Source organism: Synechococcus sp. CBW1108 (genome assembly GCF_015840335.1).
GTDB lineage: Bacteria > Cyanobacteriota > Cyanobacteriia > PCC-6307 > Cyanobiaceae > Cyanobium_A.
The window spans coordinates 2,229,146-2,244,910 of the sequence record NZ_CP060395.1; the positions used below are offsets into that span (position 1 = coordinate 2,229,146).

The window sequence follows — 15,765 nt, forward strand, 5'->3', positions numbered from 1 at the left end:
CAGCCAACTGGTGCCATGACCCAGCTGCTCCATTCGGTCCTGCGGCAGGTGGGTCTGGAGGTGCCGGCGGACTTGCCGGACGGGGAGCTGGCCGGCATCAGTTGCGATTCCCGCCGGGTAGGCCCCGGCTCCCTGTTTGTGGGGTTGCCAGGCACCCAGGTGGATGGGGGTTGCTTCTGGCCCCAGGCACTTCGGGCCGGGGCCCTGGCGGCCGTGATCAGCCCTGCGGCGGCCGCGGCCCACCCGCCTGGCCCAGGGGATGGGGTGCTGGTGGCAGCCGATCCCCTGGCCCGCTGGGCGGGTTTGCTGGCGGCAGAGTTTTGGGACCAGCCCAGCCAGCGGCTCACCTTGATCGGGGTCACCGGCACCAATGGCAAAACCACCACCACCCACCTGATTGAGCATCTGGCCGCCGCTGCCGGCCGGCCGGCGGCCCTCTTCGGCACCCTGGTGAACCGCTGGCCCGGCCAGAGCGTCACCGCCCAGCACACCACCGCCTTCGCCGATCTGCTCCAGGCCCAGCTGGCCCAGGCCGTCGAGGCCGGTGCCCAGATCGGTGCCATGGAGGTGAGCTCCCATGCCCTGGATCAGCAGCGGGTGGCGGGATGTCGGTTCGCCGGGGCCGTGTTCACCAATCTCAGTCAAGACCATCTCGACTACCACCCATCTATGCAGGCCTACTTCGAGGCCAAGGCGCGGTTGTTTGCCGAGCCGTTGCTGGCGGGCGGGGCGGTGGTGAATGCTGATGACCCCTGGGGAGCCCAGCTGGCGGCACGGTTGGGCGCGAGCTGCTGGCGCAGTTCCCTGGAAGACCCCAGCGCCGAGCTGTTCATCGCTGAGCTGCAGCTCGGCGCAGCTGGCGTGCGCGGGGTGCTGCGGACGCCGGCGGGGGAAGGGTCATTCCACTCGCCGCTGGTGGGGCGCTTCAACCTGATGAACCTGCTGCAGGCGGTTGGAGCCTTGGTACAGCAGGGAGTCCCCCTGCCCCGGTTGCTCGAGGGGCTGGCCAGCTTCGGCGGCGTGCCCGGCCGGATGGAGCGGGTGGTGGTGGGGGATGGCCAGGGGGCTCCGGCGGTGCTGGTGGATTACGCCCACACTCCCGATGGCCTGGAAAACGCCCTGGCGGCCTGCCGGCCCTTCACGGCGGGGCGTCTGATCTGCGTGTTTGGCTGCGGCGGTGACCGCGACCGCAGCAAGCGCCCCCAGATGGGTGCGATCGCAGCGCGGCTGGCCGACCAGCTCTATGTGACCTCCGACAACCCCCGCACCGAAGATCCCCAGCAGATCCTGGCCGACGTGGTGGCAGGCATTCCTCCTGGAGGATCCATGCAGGTGGAGGCCGACCGGGCGGCAGCCATCGCCGCCGCCATCGCCACGGCCGCACCTGGGGATCTGGTGCTGATCGCCGGCAAGGGCCACGAGGACTACCAGATTCTCGGCACCACCAAGGTTCCTTTCGACGATCGGGAAGAGGCGGAGAAAGCCCTGCGCCGCCGGCGGACCACTTAGGGCTGAATGCTTCGGAATGTGCCCGGTGTCTTGTTGGTGCCAGGTGGTCTGGATATATTTATATTGTTGTATCAACCATCTTTGTGACAACCTCTATTCCAATAGGCAGGAAGCTTCTTGCCGAAGGCTTCGGTACTTTTTGGCTGGTGTTGGGAGGGTGCGGCAGTGCCGCAATCGCAGCTAATTTCCCTTACATCACTGGATCTGATATTGCCCCGGGCAATCCCTTTGGCCTGGGCTTTCTGGGCGTGTCGCTGGCCTTTGGTCTCACGGTGGTGACCATGGCCTATGCAATTGGCCACATCTCTGGATGTCACCTCAATCCGGCGGTGAGCTTCGGCCTTTGGGCCAGCGGCCGAATGAAGGGTTCGGAGCTGCTTCCTTACATCGTGGCTCAGGTGATTGGGGGTGTGCTGGCGGGAGGTTTCATCAAGCTGGTGGTGGCCGGTGGACCGGCGTTTGATTTAGTAATGTCTGGCAGCAACCCGCTTGCAACAAATGGGTGGGGCAGCCATTCGCCGGGTGGCTATGGCTTTTGGGCGGCCTTGATCGTGGAGCTGGTGCTCACTTTCTTCTTCCTGTTGGTGATTATTGGGGCCACCGATCGTCTGGCACCCTCTGGTTTTGCTGGCCTTGCTATCGGCCTCACCTTGGCGCTGATTCACATGATCAGTATTCCGGTGACCAACACATCAGTGAACCCTGCCCGGAGCACTGCAGTGGCTGTTTGGGCCGGAGTGGAAGCGATGGGTCAGCTCTGGTTGTTCTGGCTGGCGCCGATTGTGGGGGCCCTGCTGGCTGGCTGGGTTTATCGCAATGTGTTCAGCGACCAGGCTTCCTGATCCCAATTAGATCTAGGCAGGCTGGATCTAGATAAGGGGCGTAAGCCTCTTTTTTGTTTGGAGTTGGGAGCGACTCAGACCGTTTGCAAAGCTTCAAGCAGCTGGTCAATCTCAGCTTCGGTGCTGAAGATGTGGGTGCAGGCCCGCAGGCAGTGGGGATCGTCGAGGCTGCGCAGCCAGATGCCCTGTTCACCCAGGAGCTTCACCACCCTTTGCGGATCTTCGCCGCTGAGCTCAAAGCTCACCAGCCCCGCTGGTGGCGGCAGCTCCAGCAGGGTGCGGGCCCGCGGGTTGGCCTGCAGTCCTTGCCAGAGATAGCCGCTGCGGCGCTGAATCAGGGCCAGGCGCTCTTCGGCAGTGCCTTGCTCCTCCAGCAGGTGCAGGGATTGCTCCAGCCCAGCGCAAAGGGGTATGCAGGAGGTTGCCACTTCAAAGCGCCGGCTGTCGGTGTGAAATTCGCTCTGGCCGGTGGCTGCGTGGCTCAGGCTGCGCCAGCCGATCAGGGTGGGCCTGGCCTCGCGCACCACCCGCTCGGATAGGGCTACTGCTCCCAGTCCCTCGGGTCCGCAACACCATTTGTGGCCGGTGCAGCCGTAGATGTCGGCAGCTGCGGCTGCTTCGATGGGAATGGCCCCAAGGGATTGGGCCCCGTCCACCAGCAGCCAGGGATGCTTGGGGTGTGAGCTGAGCTGGCCGGCTACCGCTGCAATCGGCATCACCTGGCCCGTATTCCAGAGCAGGTGTGAAAGCACAACCAATCGGGTGGCGGGGCTGAGCTGGCGATCCAATCGCCGCAGCACCTGCTTGTTGGTGTCAGCGACAGTGCCGCGCAGATCCGCCACCGCCAGGGTCGAAATCGTCAGTCCCTGGCGGTGGGCCAGTTCGCGGCAGGCGGCCACCACCCCCGGGTGCTCGCAGTCGCTGATCAGGAGTTCGTCGCCGGCCTGCCAGGGCAGGCCCCAGAGCGGCAGTACGCAGCCACTGGTTACGTTTTCGCTGAAGGCCAGCCGGTGCGCCGGCACGCCAAACCAGTCGGCCAGGTGCTGGCGCAGCTGGCTGGTGGTTTGTTCCACAAACGGCCAGACGGCGCCGGAAAATGGGCCCAGCTCCTGGATGGTGCGCCAGGCGGCCGTGATGGCCTCGAGGGAGGAGCTCGGCAGGGGGCCCTGGCCGCCGTAGTTGAAGTAGGTCTTGTTTGCCAGGGCGGGTAGCTGGGCGCGGAAATCAGCTGGCAGTTCGGGGCCTGCGTTTATATCCTGGCCTTCTGAATCCTTGCTTTGCAAATTCTGGTGTCGCATTGACGGCCGGGTGGAAGCTATCTAGGTTTGGTTTTTACTTGGTCCGAGGCTATGCCGATCCCAGATTTCTCCTTGCTTCTGGCGAGCACGATTGTGCCCTTTGTGCTCAAGCTGGTATGGGCCGTTGCCCTCTGGATTGCCGGTGGCTGGCTGATTCAGATGGCAATGCGCATTATGCGCAAAAGTTTGCGCCAAAGAGCCCTTGATGCCACTGTCGTCGCCTATCTGATCAACATCCTCGGAGCCGTGCTACGAGTGATCCTAGTGGTGGCCATTCTGGGCTTCTTCGGCATCCAGACAGCCAGCTTCGCGGCCCTGCTCGCCGGCGCCGGTGTGGCGCTTGGGGCGGCCTGGAGCGGCATGCTCGGCAATTTCGCCGCCGGGGTTTTCCTGCAGGTTTTCCGGCCCTTCAGTGTGGGCGACTTCATCACCGCTGCCGGCATTACAGGCACGGTGGAGGAAATCGGCATGTTCGTCACCTCGCTGCTGGCACCCGACAACGTGCGCAACATCGTGCCCAACGGCAAATTGTTCGGCGACACCATTCAGAACTATTCGGTCCACGGCTACCGCCGAGTTGAACTGGTTGCCCAATCAATTTGAGGGCATGGGGGGCGATGTGGAGGTGCTGGAATTCAGCGAACGGGGGCCCCGGCTGGCGGTCCGTCCTTACACCCACACCGACAACTACTGGCAGGTGTATTTCGACACCAACCGCATGATTGTCGATGTGCTTTGCAGCAACGGTTTCCCGGTTCCCAGGATCCCCGTGGCGATGGCCGATCCCTCAGCCAACTGATCTGCTAATCGCATCTGATCTGATCAGAGCACCTGGCCGACCATCACGGCGGCCAGGGCGGAAAACAGAGTGATGGCTAGGGCGGTCAGGGGGTTCTGCCCCTGGGCCACCGCCACCGTGGTCACAACCCCGGCGCCCAGGCAGGCAACGGCCAGCTGGTTGACCATTTCCGGACGGCTGTGGGGGGTCGGGGTCATGGCGTAGGGGGCGTATGGACCCGACCGTAGGGGTAGGGACTTGGGCTGAGTAGGCCTGGGGGCAAGCCTTGTTACCTGCCGTCTAAGTTCGTTACTCCCCGAAATCAACTCGGGCGCTGGCCAGCCTGGCCCGGCCGCCCCTGGCCCAACTCTGCAGGGCCTCAAGCTGTTCCCGGGCGGTGCGCGAGAGCGGCACCACCTGGCTGGCAGCGGCGATCAGGTCGGCCTCGCCGAATTCCCGCTGCTCGGCGAAGGCCAGGTGCATGGCCTCGATCACCGTCTGCTCGAGTTCGGCGCCGGAAAATCCGCCCGTGCGGTCCACCAGCACATCCAGCGGGATGGTGTGGCTGGGTCGCCGTCGCCCCAGCTGCAGATCGAGGATCGCCCGGCGCTCCTCGGCGCTGGGTAGGTCCAGCAGGAAGATCTCGTCGAAGCGGCCCTTGCGCAGCAGCTCGGCCGGCAGCTTGTCGACCCCGTTGGCCGTGGCCACCACGAAGACGGCGCTGGTTTTCTCTGCCATCCAGGTGAGCACCGTGCCCAGCACCCGCTGGCTGGTGCCGCCATCGCTGCGGGAGTCGCCCCCAAACCCCTTATCGATCTCATCGATCCAGAGCACGCAGGGCGCCATGGCCTCTGCCCGCTGGATCATGTCGCGGGTGCGGGCCTCGGAAGCCCCCACCAAGCCGGCAAATAGCCGGCCCACATCCAGGCGCAGCAGGGGCATGCTCCAGCTGTGGGCGATCGCCTTGGCCGTGAGCGATTTGCCCGTGCCCTGGGGACCCACCAGCAGCACGCCGCGGGGCAGGGGCAGGCCGTAGCGCATCGCCTCTTCGCTGAAGGCCATGTGGCGCTGCTCCAGCCAGTGCTTGAGGGCCTCGAGCCCACCGATGTCGGCGGGGCTGGCCTCGCTGGGGCAGTACTCCAGCAGCTCGCTCTTGGCGATCGCCTGACGTTTCTCCTCCAGCACCTCGGCCAGATCCTCCTCCCCGAGTTGGCCGCGCCGGGCCAGTGCCCGGGCGGCCAGCTGGCGCACCCGCTGCTCACTGAGGCCGTGGCAGGCGGCGGTGAGCTGTTCGGCCACCCCGGGGCTGAGGGGATGGCCACTGGCATTGGCAATTGTGCTCAGCAGGGTTCGGATCTCCTCCGCAGCAGGGAGGGGCAGATCCAGCAGGGTGATGCTGTCTTCGAGCTCCCTTGGGATCGACCAGTCGGGGGCGGTGATCACCAGGGTGCGGGGCGCCTGGCGCAGGCTGGCCGCCAGGTTGCGCAGACGCCTGCAGACGCCCGCATCTTCGCAGTAGCGGTGAAAATCGCGCAGCACCAACATGGCCGCCTGCTCGGGCGGCAGCGGATCGAGGCAGGCCAGGGCAGCCATCGGGTTGCGGGCGGCCTCACCGCTGCGGTTGGGGGCGCCGCCGAGACCCTCGATGAAGTCCCAGCGCAGCAGGGTGCGGCCGCCCAGCCGTTGGGCTGCCTGCTCCAGCAGGGCTTCAACCCGCTCCTCCTCCAGGCTGCGAATCCAGAGAATCGGCGTGCGGGCGCGGATCAGGAGATCGAGTTGGTCGCCCCAGCTGTCGGTCACGGCGGCTCGCCTAGGGGGTCAGGTTCTGCAGTGCCTGCCAGCGGGGGTCGATGCCGGAGCTGGCGCTGCTCCAGGTGGCAGGGCCCGGGCAGTGGCTGCCGCAGTGATTGACGATCGGCAGTTGCAAGCTCAGCTGCTCGAAGATCCAGTGCTCCGGATCGAAGCTGCCCCTCGGATCGAGCCTTTCCACCAGCTGGCTGTCATCGCTCTCTGCCGCGCCGATCAAGATCAGCTCCGTGCTGGCGGCGCTCAGGGTCATGTTGAAGTGCTGAAGGCAGCGGTCGCAGCAGAGGGTCACGATCGCTTCGGCCCTGCCCTTGACCTCCAGCACATTGCCCAGGTGGGTGGCCTGCAGTTCGCCCCGCACCGGCGTGAGCGTGGCCAGCCCGGCGATCGGCTGGCCGATCTGCCAGTGGCGGCCCCCATCCAGGTACTGCAGCTCCTGAAGGGGAAGCGGGCGCAGGGGAACGGGCTCGGATTGGACGGGCAAGGGCTCAGGAGGGTGGGTTATTTCTTGCCCTTGGGCTCGAAGGGCATGCGGCTGCCACTGGCGCTGACCGTGACCGGTTGCTGGGCCATCTGCTGGTCGAGGATCGCCTGCAGGTTGTCCGGCAGGGCCTCGCGGCTGAGCAGGAAGGTCTGCAGGGCCTGGAAGATGTTGGCCACCACCATGTAGAGCAGCACCCCGGCCGGCAGGGGAAAAAATAGGAACATGCCCGTGATCATCACCGGCGTGATCTTGTTGGCCGTGGACTGCTGGGGGTTGGCCGGCATGCCCATGCCCGAAAGGATCTGGGAGGCAAACAGGCTGGCGCCGAATCCGGCCACCAGGATCGCGATGTCCCAGTTGACGGCTCCGTCGGTCATGAAGCCCACCTGACCCAGGGCCTTGATGAACAGGAAGCCGCTGCGGGCCGCCAGGCCGGGGATCTTGGCCTCCACGGTGGCATCGCCGGTGCCGAGGGCGGTGATGGTGCCATCCGCTGCCACGCTGACCACCCCGTCGCCCTTGGTGACGCTCCAGGTGGGGGCAAAGGCGTCGCCGCCGTCAATGCCCTGCAGCACGGAAGCGAAGCTGTCGCCCTCTTTGGTGTGCAGCTTCACCTGGGCCGAATCACCCACGCCCAGCTTGGTGCCGCCCTCCAGGCTGGCAATGACGGGCACGTGGCTGGTTTCGGTGATGAAGATCGAGTGGCTGGCGCTGTTAAAAGGTTTCGGCTCCACCGCGGCGATCTGCTCAGCGGGCAGCACCTTGAGGTTGAGGGTGTAGGGCACATCGGCAAACGGTGAGCCCCGCAGGGTGGCGAACAGGGCAAACAGGATCGGCATCTGCACCACCAGGGGCAGGCAGCCGGCCAGGGGGCTGCCGAACTCCTTCATCAGCTGGCCCAGTTCTTCCTGCTGTTTCTGGGGGTTGGAGGCGTACTTAGCCTTGATCTCGGCCTGCCGCTTCTGCATGGCGGGCTGGGCAATGCGCATGCGCCGGGCATTGCGGATCGAACCGGCGCTCAGGGGGAACAGCGCCAGCCGGATCACCACCGTCAGGGCAATGATCGCCAGCCCGTAGCTGGGCACCAATCCGTAAAAGAAATCGAGGATCGGCAGCAGCAGATTGTCGGAGATGTACCCGATCACGGCAGAGGGGCTCTGGGGGTAGGGGGGAGCGTGGGCTCAGTGTGACTGATGGTCTAGGCGGCCATGCCCTTCGGTGTGGAGCTCTTGGCCTGGCGGCGTTCCTCGATGTAGGTCTCCAGCTCGCGGAAGCCAGGCACCGAGCGCATCTCCAGCTTGGAGCCATCGTTCAGCACCAGCACCATGTCGCCCCACAGGCCGAAGCCCCGGGGCACGCTGCGCACCTCCCGGATCTGGCTGTACACCACCTGGGTGCGATCGCGGCCCAGCCAGCCGCCGTTCACTTCGATCCGGCGACTGGTGATGCGGAAGCGCAGCCACAGGGCCCGCACGATCGCTCCGACGGCAAAGGGAATGCCGATCAGCGTCAATCCCAGGAGCAGGTTGAACACCAGATCCCCCTTGGCCGGCCCACCCTCGTAATAAACGGTCTCCTGGATGCTCTTGCTTTCTTGGCTCGTGCTGCTGTCTTGGCTCATGGCGTCAGGCCTGCCTGGTGCAGAAGTTGGTTGCATTCTCCCAGCAGGGCCAGGCTGGGGAGATCGGCACTGCCCGGTTTGAGGCTAAGCAGCAGCCAGAGGGAGCGCCCACCTGCTCCGATCGACTGGGCCAGCAGGTGGCCGTGGAGCAGGCGCCGCAGTCGATTACGCCGCACGGCCCGCTTGTGAACCTTGCTGCTCACCACCACCCCACAGCGCCAGGGGCTTGGGGGGTGGAGCTGTTGCTCAAGGGGGAGCAGGCCGGGCTGGGCATCGAGGATGCGCAGCACCATGGCGGGACCTTGGTGCCTACTTCCCCTCTGGTACACCTGGTCAAACACGCGCTGCCCCTTGAGCCGGTGACGCTGGGGCAGGGCCAAGGGAAGGGTCCTAAACAGCCAGCCGGGCGCGGCCGCGGCGCCGCCGGGTGCGGATTACCCGGCGGCCGGTGTGGCTGCGCATGCGCACCCGAAAACCGGAGACGCGCTTGCGCTTACGGCTTGTTCCTTCCAGGGTGCGCTTGGTCATGGCTGGCTTGTTGCTGCGCTCGTCGCGTCGGTATTGGGCGTTAGGGCCAACCTATCAGTTGCTGGGCGGATCGATCTGAATCAGCCAGCTGCCCAGATAGCCGGCAATCGGCACATCGCCCGGGGCCTGGGCCAGGGCGTTGAACTGATACATGCCGATGTTGAACGGGTTGAAGATATTCATGTAAACCCCAATCGTGCCCGTATCCGGAATGGGGGTGTCGGGGAAGATCTCAATGGCGCTGCCGTTTTCAGCGATTTCGATCGTGGCCGGGATCGTCTCCTGGCACTTGGTGCGTGACATCATGCCGCCTTCGCTCATCTTGCAGAGCTTTACCCGTTTGGGATCGATCTTGGCATCGAAATAGCTGGGGATGCTGATGCTCAGCTTCAGAATTGCTGTTTTGCGGTCTTTAGGTCTGAGAATCAGGTAGTACTCCGAACGCTTGAGACGCTGGGTCTCGGTCATGAAGTAGTAGAGCTTGCGGTAATCCTTGGTGTTGTCCCAGCGGAACTCCATCAGGCTCGGGGTGCCCTGGGCCCGGGCTGGTTGCTCCAGCGCGCCAGGGGCCAGGGCTCCCAGCCCGGCCAGGGCTGCGGCTGTCACCAGGGCAGGCAGGGGTGCCGCAAGGCGACTCAGGGAAGGGAAGCCCATCAGGGAGATACCGGTGAGGAATTCGATTCTCATCAGCCAGGGCCTGGCCCGCTGGTCTCGGTGGTCGGCCCTGCAGGTGGCGGCCGGATCAGGGATCGACCCGGTCGGGCCTGAGCTGGGCCGCTGCCCGCAGGTAGGGATGGAGCGGCGCCTGCTGGGGGGGGAGCCAGGCATGGGCCAGGAGCCGGATACAGCGGGGCAGATCACCCACTACGGCCATCTGCTGGCAATCGAGCAGGGCCACCTGGCCCCAGCCGGGCTGGCGTCGGGCGATGGCGGCCGGGAAGCAGGCATCGAGATCGCCAGTCACCGAAAAGGTGACCGACACCAGCTGCTCCGCCCCCAGGCCATTGCGCGCCACCAGGGCCTGCACCAGTTCGGCCACGGCAGCCTCGATCGCCTCGGCGGTGTTGGCGTCGGCGGTGGTGGCCCCGCGCAGGGCGCGCAGCACAGGGGACTGGCTCATGGCCGGTAGAGCCACAGCGGTTGGCCGTTCCAGGCGAGTTCGAGGCTGAGGGCCTGGCCCAGTCCCCGCAGCTGACTGCGGCCGGGCAGGAGCCCGGCGAAGCGTTTCGGCGGGCTGCCAAAGGTGATCGTTCGGGTTTTTGCTGGGTCGAGGTCGGCCAGCTCGGCGGCCAGCCGCCGGGCCGTCTCCTCATCGCCCAGGCCATCGACAAGGCCATGTTCCTTGGCCTGGGCACCGCTGAACACCCGGCCATCGGCGAAGGCCCGCACCAGCTTCTGGTCCAGCCCCCGACCCGTGGCCACCGCCTCGACGAACTGGTCGTAGCTTGAGTCGATCAGGCCTTGCAACAGCTCCCTTTCCCCTTCGGTGAGGGCGCGATCGGGGGAGAGGATGTCCTTGTAAAGGCCGCTTTTGACGGTTTCAAAGCTCACCCCCACACGTTTGAGCAACTTGGAGAGGTTGTTGCCGCGCAGGATCACGCCGATGGAGCCGGTGATCGTGCCCGGGTTGGCGATGATCTTCTCGGCCGCGACGCCGATGTAGACCCCGCCGGATGCGGAGATATTGCCGAAGCTGGCGACAACCCTGCATCCCTTCTCCCGCAGGCGCAGCAGGGAGCTGTGAATTTCCTGGCTGTCGCCCACGGTGCCGCCCGGGCTGTCGATGCGCAGCAGCAGGGCGGGGCATTCGCGCTGCTCCACCTGGTGGATGGCCTTGAGCACCCGGGTGCGGGTGGCGCCGGCGATGGGCCCTTCGATGGCGATGCGCGCCAGGGTGCGACGGGTCTTGCGACGCCAGGGCCAGGGCATTGGGGTGCGGTGAAGTGGTTGGATCTTAAAAAGAATGCCCCCACCGGCCAGCAAGCGCCATGCCCCAGGCCCTGCGATGGCCCCTGATGTTGCTGCCCTTTGCCCTCTGGGGCACGGCGATGGCGGCAATGCGGCCCCTGCTGGAGGGGGGCACTCCCCTGCAGGTGGCCAGTTTGAGGTTGCTGCCCGCAGGTGGCCTGGTGCTGGTGGGGGCAATGCTGCTGGGCCGCTCCCTGCGGGTTGCCGCCAGCGATTGGCCCTGGCTGCTGCTCTTCGCCCTGGTCGATGGCAGCCTGTTTCAGGGCCTGCTGGCCAGGGGCCTGGGCCAGACCGGGGCCGGTTTGGGCTCGGTTTTGATCGACTCCCAGCCCCTGCTGGTGGCCCTGCTGGCCCGCAGTCTGTTTGGCGAGGCGATCAATCCGGTGGGCTGGGTGGGTCTGCTGCTCGGGTTGCTCGGCATCCTCTGTTTGGGTCTGCCGGCGCCGGTGCTGCGTCATTGGTGGCTGGAGGGTCCAGCCGCCCTGGGGGAGCAAGCGTGGAGCCACGGGGAACTGTGGATGTTGGCGGCGGCGGCGGCGATGGCCATCGGCACGGTGCTGAGCCGCTACGCCAGCCGCCAGAGTGATCCGGTGGCGATCACCGGCTGGCACATGCTGATTGGCGGACTGCCCCTGTTGGGCGGCGTTGGCCTGGCCGGCTCCCCCCTGCCCGCCTGGAGCCCGGCGGAGTGGGGCCTGATGGCCTACGCCACCGTGTTCGGCAGTGCCCTGGCCTACGGGCTCTTCTTCTGGTTTGCCAACAGCGGCGACCTCACCGGTTTCACGGCGCTCACTTTTTTAACGCCGGTGTTTGCCCTGCTCTGTGGCGTGTGGTGGCTCGATGAGCAGTTGCGGCCGCTGCAGTGGCTTGGGGCGCTGCTGGCCCTGGTATCGGTGCTGCTGATCAGCCGCCGCAAGCAGCTCTGGCAGGGCGGTTTCCTGGAGCAGCAGGCCTGATGCGGATTCTGGTGGTGAGCACCCCCTTGGGGGCCCTGGGCAGTGGCTGTGGCGGTGGGGTGGAACTGACGGCCACCACCCTGGTGGCGGGCCTGCTGGAGCGGGGGCACGCGGTAACCGTGCTGGCGGCTGGGGGGTCGGTGCTGCCGCCCGCCTGCGCCGCCGCAACCCTCTGGACCTGCACTGGCCAATCCCAGCCCAGTGCCCAGCACCAGGAGCGCAGCGCCCCGATCACGATGCTGGCCGATGGGCTGCTGCCGCGCTTTTGGCGGCGGGTGCTGCTGGAGGGCCCGGCGGCGGGCTTTGAGCTGGTGCTCAACCTGGCCTACGACTGGCTGCCCTTCTGGTTGACCCCCACAGCGCCGCTGCCGATCTTCCATCTGGTCAGCATGGGCTCGGTGGGGGATGCCATGGATGGGGTGATCGCCGACGTGGCCCGCTGGGACCAGCGGCGGCTGGCCTTCCACAGCGCCGTTCAGGCAGCGGATTTCAATCTGCCCCAGCCGCCGGTGGTGTTGGGCAATGGCTTTGATCTGGCGGCCTATGGGTTTTGCGCCGAGCCGGAGCCGCTACTGGGCTGGGCCGGGCGGGTGGCGCCGGAAAAGGGGCTGGAGGATGCGGCGGCCGCGGCGGCCCAGCTGGGCTTGCCCCTGGCGGTGTGGGGCCTGGTTGAGGACCGGGCCTATGCGGCGGCGGTGGAGGCCTCTGTGCCGGCCGGCACCCTGCAGTGGCGAGGCTTCCTGCCCACCGATCAGCTGCAGGAGCAGCTGGGTCGCTGCCGGGCTCTGCTGAACACCCCCAAGTGGAACGAGGCCTACGGCAACGTGGTGGTGGAGGCGCTGGCCTGCGGCGTGCCGGTGGTGGCCTACCGCCGCGGCGGTCCGGGCGAGCTGGTGCAGCCGGGTCTCACGGGGCTGCTGGTGGAGCCCGATGATGTGGGGGGCCTGGTGGCGGCTGTGGCCCAGGTGGGGGCAATCGATCGACGCGCCTGCCGCCAGTGGGCCCAGGCCAACGCCTCCCGAGAGGTGCTGGCAGAGCGGGTTGAGGCGTGGGTATTGGCTGGGCTGGGTTTGTGAAACGGTTTGTTCAACCCATCCTGGGACCCCAATGTTGATGCTTAGTCGACTAAGCTGGTCGAATTAGGAAGGTGGATCACGGCCATGCGCCAGGTGAACATGCACGAGGCCAAAACCCACCTCTCGCGGCTGGTGGAGGAGGCAGCAGCAGGGGAATCGTTTGTGATCTGCAAGGCCGGCCGACCCATGGTGCGCGTCACCCCCCTCAACGAAGCAGGCGCTGCTGCGGCGCCGCTGCGGCGCCTGGGCCTGCTGGCCGGCCAGTGCCAGGTGCCCGACGACTTTGATCAGCTGGCCGCCGCCGAGATCGCCGATCTGTTTGAAGGCGCCTGAGCCAGCGATGCGCCTGCTGCTCGATACGCACTTGCTGGTGTGGGCGCAGGGCACACCTGAGCGGCTGCCTGCGGCCCTGGCGGCGATGCTGCAGGATCACGCCAACACCCCGGTGTTCAGTGTGGCCAGCCTGTGGGAGCTGGTGATCAAACAGGCGCTAGGGCGGCCCGATTTCCGGGTGGAGCCGGCCGTGCTGCGCCGAGTCCTGCTTGATGGCGGCTGGCAGGAACTGCCGATCCAGGCCCATCACGCCCTGGCTGTGGACGCACTGCCGCCCCTGCATCGCGATCCCTTTGATCGGCTGTTGCTGGCCCAGGCCAGCGCCGATGGCCTGTTGCTGATTACGGCCGATCAGCAACTGGCGGCCTACCCGGGGCCGGTGCGGCTGATGGGCGGGATGGGCTGAATGAGTCTCCCCAGCTTGGGGCAATGATCTCGTGCTTGACCGTCAGTTAGATCAAGATATCGCTGATTCCAGTTTGATTTCTCAGGGGCAGAAGCCGAGAATTTGAGCCACGATCTCCTGCACCTGTTGGAGCTGTTCAGCCGGCACCACCCCCATGGGATGGGGCCTGGCGCCGCGAACCTTCCAGTCGGAGGATTTCAGCTGATGGCACAGCACGTAGCTGTGGGCATCCGGCCGATCCGGAATCGGACCAAGATCCACGGCCATGGAAGAGCCCTGGTTGTAGGGCGCTGATGTCATGGCGCATCCCACCACCAGGCCCACGGCGGAGTTAAACGTAGCGCTCGAGAGCACCAGAAACGGATGATGGTCCCTCAACTCCCTTCCGGCCAGAGGGTTGTGATCGATCCAGATCAGCTCGCCGCGCTCGGGAATCCAGGTGCCACGCAAGCGCCGTGGTGTCATTAAGTCGCTTCAGCGCCGAGCGGCTCCCAGGCCATGGCTTCGACCGGCTCAGGCGGCATCGGTACGTACGCCGCCAAGCGCTGCTCCAGCGACAGCCGGGGCTGGATGGGCCGGATCAGCACCCCGTCCTCCACAACACTCAGCTCGATGTCCTGGTCTTCCTGGAGATGGGCTGCGCGGGCGATAGCCACCGGTAGCCGTACACCCAGGCTGTTACCCCAGCGCCGCAAGGCCTGGCGAGATGGGCCAGCCGCCGGCACTCCTCCTATCGACACTCCTCCTGTCGCCATTCCGGCCGTCCCAGTTCTAATCTCCTGTTTAAGAGTTTGCGGAAAAACTGCCTGAAAGGCCGCGTTTTTCCCTCCAGAGAGCTGATTGTGCTCCGTTCGGGCTGAAATGATGCGTTTCAGCGGTTCAGAACGCCCGATTTCAGGCGTTTTGCCCCGTTGGGGCTTCCTGGAGGCCGCCTCATTGGCACACCTCTGGGCAACCACCTGTTCATGCCGCCGCCATCGCCGGTTTGAGCAGGTTGCCCAGCCGGATCAGGTTGTAGGCGATCACGTGCAGGCCAAACACCGCACTCACCTTGTCGGTGCCGCGCAGTTTGAATTGGCGCAGACCGCCCCACTGTTTGATCCAACCAAACACCTTCTCGATACCGCGGCGGGCATTGATCGACTTGGCGTAGCCCTCGTGGCGCGTGGTGCGGCCATCAATGGCGGAGCCACCAGAGCGGGCGGTGTTCTGAGCGACGTGCGGCGTCACGGCGATGCGACGCATCTCGGCGACAAAGCCCTTGGTGTCGTAGTTCTTGTCGGCACCGATGGTTTTTTGGTGGGCACCGGGGATGTCAGCCGCCATCGCTTTGGCGGCTGACATCCCCGGTACCCACTGCTTGGGTAACGCGGCAATCGACGATCAGGGCATGGCGGTTGTCCATGAGCACGTGGCCTCGGTAGCTGGGTTGGGCCGGGTGGGAATTGGACTTGCGGGCCAGCAAGGCGTCTGGATCGACGCTGGAGCGGTGGGTCTTGTTGCTGAGCTTGATGCCGCGGAAGTCACCCTTGGCCCGCTTCTTACCGGGCTTTGGAGCGCCAAAGCCCTCGCCAGGGCCTGACGACGGTGGCGGTGGGTCCTGCTGACCATCGGTCCGCTCCAGTGAGGCATGGGACGCCCAGGCCTGCAGCAGGGTGCCATCCACTGAGAAGTGTTCGTCGCTGAGTAGCGGCTTGACCTCCGGAGCACCCATCAGCTTCTCCAGGAAGCGCCCCATGACCTGCTCGTTCAGCAACCGCTCCCGATTTTTGGTGAATGTGGTGGGGTGCCAGATCGGATCATCCGGGCTCAGGCCCACAAACCAGCGGTACAGCAGGTTGTAGTGGAGCTGCTCCAGCAACAGCCGCTCCGAGCGAATCCCGTAGAACGCCTGCAGCAACGAGGCCAGCAGCAGCTGTTCTGGCGGCACCGAGGGCCGGCCTTCTGCGGCGTAGAGCGCGCAAAAGGTGGGATTGAGCCGATCGAGGGCCTGATCCGCCAGTTTCCGGATCCGCCGCAGCGGATGACTGGCCGGGATCCGCTCCTCAATCGACACGTAGGAGAACAGGGAGCCGCTGCGCTCCCGGTGACCTCGCATCTGGGCTGGGCGGTTAATCCATTTTCGCGCAGGCTTGGTTTTTCAGCAAACTCTTAAACGTA

General features: G+C 65.8%; 21 protein-coding genes and 1 pseudogene. 8 read left to right on the top strand and 14 right to left on the bottom strand.

Annotated features, from left to right (window positions below; genetic code table 11):
• The first annotated feature begins 15 nt into the window (after positions 1 to 15).
• Both H8F27_RS12140 and aqpZ read left to right on the top strand, forming a co-directional pair.
• Positions 16 to 1,509: a UDP-N-acetylmuramoyl-L-alanyl-D-glutamate--2,6-diaminopimelate ligase gene (locus tag H8F27_RS12140; RefSeq protein ID WP_197148303.1), complete on the top strand. Its 1,494-nt coding sequence runs from the start codon at positions 16 to 18 to the stop codon at positions 1,507 to 1,509.
• A gap of 95 nt (positions 1,510 to 1,604) precedes the next feature.
• Positions 1,605 to 2,351, top strand: a complete 747-nt coding sequence (aqpZ, locus tag H8F27_RS12145) for an aquaporin Z (protein WP_197153544.1) — start codon at positions 1,605 to 1,607, stop codon at positions 2,349 to 2,351.
• Between the two features lie 74 nt (positions 2,352 to 2,425).
• Here aqpZ and H8F27_RS12150 read toward each other — a convergent pair whose 3' ends face one another.
• Positions 2,426 to 3,649, bottom strand: a complete 1,224-nt coding sequence (locus H8F27_RS12150; RefSeq protein WP_197148304.1) for an aminotransferase class V-fold PLP-dependent enzyme — start codon at positions 3,647 to 3,649, stop codon at positions 2,426 to 2,428.
• 51 nt (positions 3,650 to 3,700) lie between these two features.
• Here H8F27_RS12150 and H8F27_RS12155 point away from each other — a divergent pair, with 51 nt between their 5' ends.
• Together H8F27_RS12155 and H8F27_RS17665 are read left to right on the top strand one after the other, a co-directional pair.
• Entirely contained in the window at positions 3,701 to 4,252 is a 552-nt protein-coding gene (locus H8F27_RS12155) for a mechanosensitive ion channel family protein (RefSeq protein ID WP_231596244.1), read from the top strand.
• Positions 4,236 to 4,448, top strand: coding sequence for a hypothetical protein (locus tag H8F27_RS17665; RefSeq protein ID WP_231596245.1), 213 nt, complete (start codon positions 4,236 to 4,238; stop codon positions 4,446 to 4,448). Before H8F27_RS12155 ends, H8F27_RS17665 begins: the two co-directional genes overlap by 17 nt.
• Positions 4,449 to 4,471: 23 nt before the next feature.
• On the opposite strand, the gene H8F27_RS12160 is transcribed toward H8F27_RS17665, so the two are convergent.
• From H8F27_RS12160 to sppA, 10 genes are all read right to left on the bottom strand, one after another.
• A complete protein-coding gene (locus tag H8F27_RS12160; RefSeq protein WP_197148305.1) occupies positions 4,472 to 4,645 on the bottom strand; it encodes a hypothetical protein in 174 nt (57 codons plus the stop codon).
• A 91-nt stretch (positions 4,646 to 4,736) separates the two neighbouring features.
• A complete protein-coding gene (locus H8F27_RS12165) occupies positions 4,737 to 6,227 on the bottom strand; it encodes an AAA family ATPase (RefSeq protein ID WP_197148306.1) in 1,491 nt (496 codons plus the stop codon).
• Positions 6,228 to 6,237: 10 nt separating this feature from the next.
• Positions 6,238 to 6,717 carry a DUF177 domain-containing protein gene (locus H8F27_RS12170; RefSeq protein ID WP_197148307.1) on the bottom strand — a complete coding sequence of 160 codons (480 nt, stop codon included), beginning with the start codon at positions 6,715 to 6,717 and terminating at the stop codon, positions 6,238 to 6,240.
• Between the two features lie 17 nt (positions 6,718 to 6,734).
• Positions 6,735 to 7,862: a membrane protein insertase YidC gene (gene yidC / locus H8F27_RS12175; RefSeq protein WP_197148308.1), complete on the bottom strand. Its 1,128-nt coding sequence runs from the start codon at positions 7,860 to 7,862 to the stop codon at positions 6,735 to 6,737.
• A 53-nt stretch (positions 7,863 to 7,915) separates the two neighbouring features.
• Positions 7,916 to 8,338 carry a PH domain-containing protein gene (locus tag H8F27_RS12180; protein WP_197148310.1) on the bottom strand — a complete coding sequence of 141 codons (423 nt, stop codon included), beginning with the start codon at positions 8,336 to 8,338 and terminating at the stop codon, positions 7,916 to 7,918.
• Complete coding sequence (rnpA, locus tag H8F27_RS12185; protein WP_197148312.1) at positions 8,335 to 8,718, bottom strand: ribonuclease P protein component; 384 nt, start codon at positions 8,716 to 8,718, stop codon at positions 8,335 to 8,337. The genes H8F27_RS12180 and rnpA overlap by 4 nt, the downstream gene beginning before the upstream one ends.
• A gap of 10 nt (positions 8,719 to 8,728) precedes the next feature.
• On the bottom strand, positions 8,729 to 8,866 hold the full coding sequence (gene rpmH / locus H8F27_RS12190) for a 50S ribosomal protein L34 (RefSeq protein WP_006170261.1): 138 nt from the start codon (positions 8,864 to 8,866) through the stop codon (positions 8,729 to 8,731).
• 54 nt (positions 8,867 to 8,920) lie between these two features.
• Complete coding sequence (locus H8F27_RS12195; RefSeq protein ID WP_231596246.1) at positions 8,921 to 9,553, bottom strand: DUF2808 domain-containing protein; 633 nt, start codon at positions 9,551 to 9,553, stop codon at positions 8,921 to 8,923.
• A gap of 55 nt (positions 9,554 to 9,608) precedes the next feature.
• A complete protein-coding gene (aroH, locus tag H8F27_RS12200) occupies positions 9,609 to 9,986 on the bottom strand; it encodes a chorismate mutase (protein ID WP_197148313.1) in 378 nt (125 codons plus the stop codon).
• A complete protein-coding gene (sppA, locus tag H8F27_RS12205; RefSeq protein WP_197148315.1) occupies positions 9,983 to 10,795 on the bottom strand; it encodes a signal peptide peptidase SppA in 813 nt (270 codons plus the stop codon). Before sppA ends, aroH begins: the two co-directional genes overlap by 4 nt.
• A gap of 59 nt (positions 10,796 to 10,854) precedes the next feature.
• Between sppA and H8F27_RS12210 the strand changes: the two genes are divergently transcribed.
• The 4 genes from H8F27_RS12210 to H8F27_RS12225 all read left to right on the top strand — a co-directional run bounded on the left by H8F27_RS12210 (position 10,855) and on the right by H8F27_RS12225 (position 13,605).
• On the top strand, positions 10,855 to 11,790 hold the full coding sequence (locus H8F27_RS12210) for a DMT family transporter (protein WP_197148316.1): 936 nt from the start codon (positions 10,855 to 10,857) through the stop codon (positions 11,788 to 11,790).
• Positions 11,790 to 12,866 (top strand): glycosyltransferase family 4 protein, encoded by a 1,077-nt coding sequence (locus H8F27_RS12215; RefSeq protein ID WP_197148318.1) that lies wholly within the window; start codon positions 11,790 to 11,792, stop codon positions 12,864 to 12,866. Before H8F27_RS12210 ends, H8F27_RS12215 begins: the two co-directional genes overlap by 1 nt.
• A gap of 84 nt (positions 12,867 to 12,950) precedes the next feature.
• Positions 12,951 to 13,199, top strand: a complete 249-nt coding sequence (locus H8F27_RS12220; RefSeq protein ID WP_197148320.1) for a type II toxin-antitoxin system Phd/YefM family antitoxin — start codon at positions 12,951 to 12,953, stop codon at positions 13,197 to 13,199.
• A 7-nt stretch (positions 13,200 to 13,206) separates the two neighbouring features.
• The gene (locus H8F27_RS12225) at positions 13,207 to 13,605 is read left to right on the top strand and encodes a type II toxin-antitoxin system VapC family toxin (protein WP_197148321.1); all 399 of its coding nucleotides are present in this window, start codon (positions 13,207 to 13,209) and stop codon (positions 13,603 to 13,605) included.
• An 81-nt stretch (positions 13,606 to 13,686) separates the two neighbouring features.
• On the opposite strand, the gene H8F27_RS12230 is transcribed toward H8F27_RS12225, so the two are convergent.
• The 3 genes and pseudogenes from H8F27_RS12230 to H8F27_RS12240 all read right to left on the bottom strand — a co-directional run bounded on the left by H8F27_RS12230 (position 13,687) and on the right by H8F27_RS12240 (position 15,703).
• Complete coding sequence (locus H8F27_RS12230) at positions 13,687 to 14,070, bottom strand: type II toxin-antitoxin system PemK/MazF family toxin (RefSeq protein ID WP_197148325.1); 384 nt, start codon at positions 14,068 to 14,070, stop codon at positions 13,687 to 13,689.
• On the bottom strand, positions 14,070 to 14,345 hold the full coding sequence (locus tag H8F27_RS12235) for an AbrB/MazE/SpoVT family DNA-binding domain-containing protein (RefSeq protein WP_231596247.1): 276 nt from the start codon (positions 14,343 to 14,345) through the stop codon (positions 14,070 to 14,072). The genes H8F27_RS12230 and H8F27_RS12235 overlap by 1 nt, the downstream gene beginning before the upstream one ends.
• A 223-nt stretch (positions 14,346 to 14,568) precedes the next feature.
• Positions 14,569 to 15,703, bottom strand: a pseudogene (locus H8F27_RS12240) (IS5 family transposase).
• Positions 15,704 to 15,765 lie beyond the last annotated feature (62 nt).

Excerpts from the sequence above, each read along its gene's own strand:
- H8F27_RS12140 (WP_197148303.1), top strand. The coding sequence starts at position 16 with ATGACCCAGCTGCTCCATTCGGTCCTGCGGCAGGTGGGTCTGGAGGTG.
- H8F27_RS12150 (WP_197148304.1), bottom strand. The coding sequence starts at position 3,649 with ATGCGACACCAGAATTTGCAAAGCAAGGATTCAGAAGGCCAGGATATA.
- H8F27_RS12155 (WP_231596244.1), top strand. The coding sequence starts at position 3,701 with ATGCCGATCCCAGATTTCTCCTTGCTTCTGGCGAGCACGATTGTGCCC.
- H8F27_RS12160 (WP_197148305.1), bottom strand. The coding sequence starts at position 4,645 with ATGACCCCGACCCCCCACAGCCGTCCGGAAATGGTCAACCAGCTGGCC.
- H8F27_RS12180 (WP_197148310.1), bottom strand. The coding sequence starts at position 8,338 with ATGAGCCAAGACAGCAGCACGAGCCAAGAAAGCAAGAGCATCCAGGAG.
- rpmH (WP_006170261.1), bottom strand. The coding sequence starts at position 8,866 with ATGACCAAGCGCACCCTGGAAGGAACAAGCCGTAAGCGCAAGCGCGTC.
- H8F27_RS12195 (WP_231596246.1), bottom strand. The coding sequence starts at position 9,553 with ATGAGAATCGAATTCCTCACCGGTATCTCCCTGATGGGCTTCCCTTCC.
- aroH (WP_197148313.1), bottom strand. The coding sequence starts at position 9,986 with ATGAGCCAGTCCCCTGTGCTGCGCGCCCTGCGCGGGGCCACCACCGCC.
- sppA (WP_197148315.1), bottom strand. The coding sequence starts at position 10,795 with ATGCCCTGGCCCTGGCGTCGCAAGACCCGTCGCACCCTGGCGCGCATC.
- H8F27_RS12210 (WP_197148316.1), top strand. The coding sequence starts at position 10,855 with ATGCCCCAGGCCCTGCGATGGCCCCTGATGTTGCTGCCCTTTGCCCTC.
- H8F27_RS12215 (WP_197148318.1), top strand. The coding sequence starts at position 11,790 with ATGCGGATTCTGGTGGTGAGCACCCCCTTGGGGGCCCTGGGCAGTGGC.
- H8F27_RS12220 (WP_197148320.1), top strand. The coding sequence starts at position 12,951 with ATGCGCCAGGTGAACATGCACGAGGCCAAAACCCACCTCTCGCGGCTG.
- H8F27_RS12225 (WP_197148321.1), top strand. The coding sequence starts at position 13,207 with ATGCGCCTGCTGCTCGATACGCACTTGCTGGTGTGGGCGCAGGGCACA.
- H8F27_RS12230 (WP_197148325.1), bottom strand. The coding sequence starts at position 14,070 with ATGACACCACGGCGCTTGCGTGGCACCTGGATTCCCGAGCGCGGCGAG.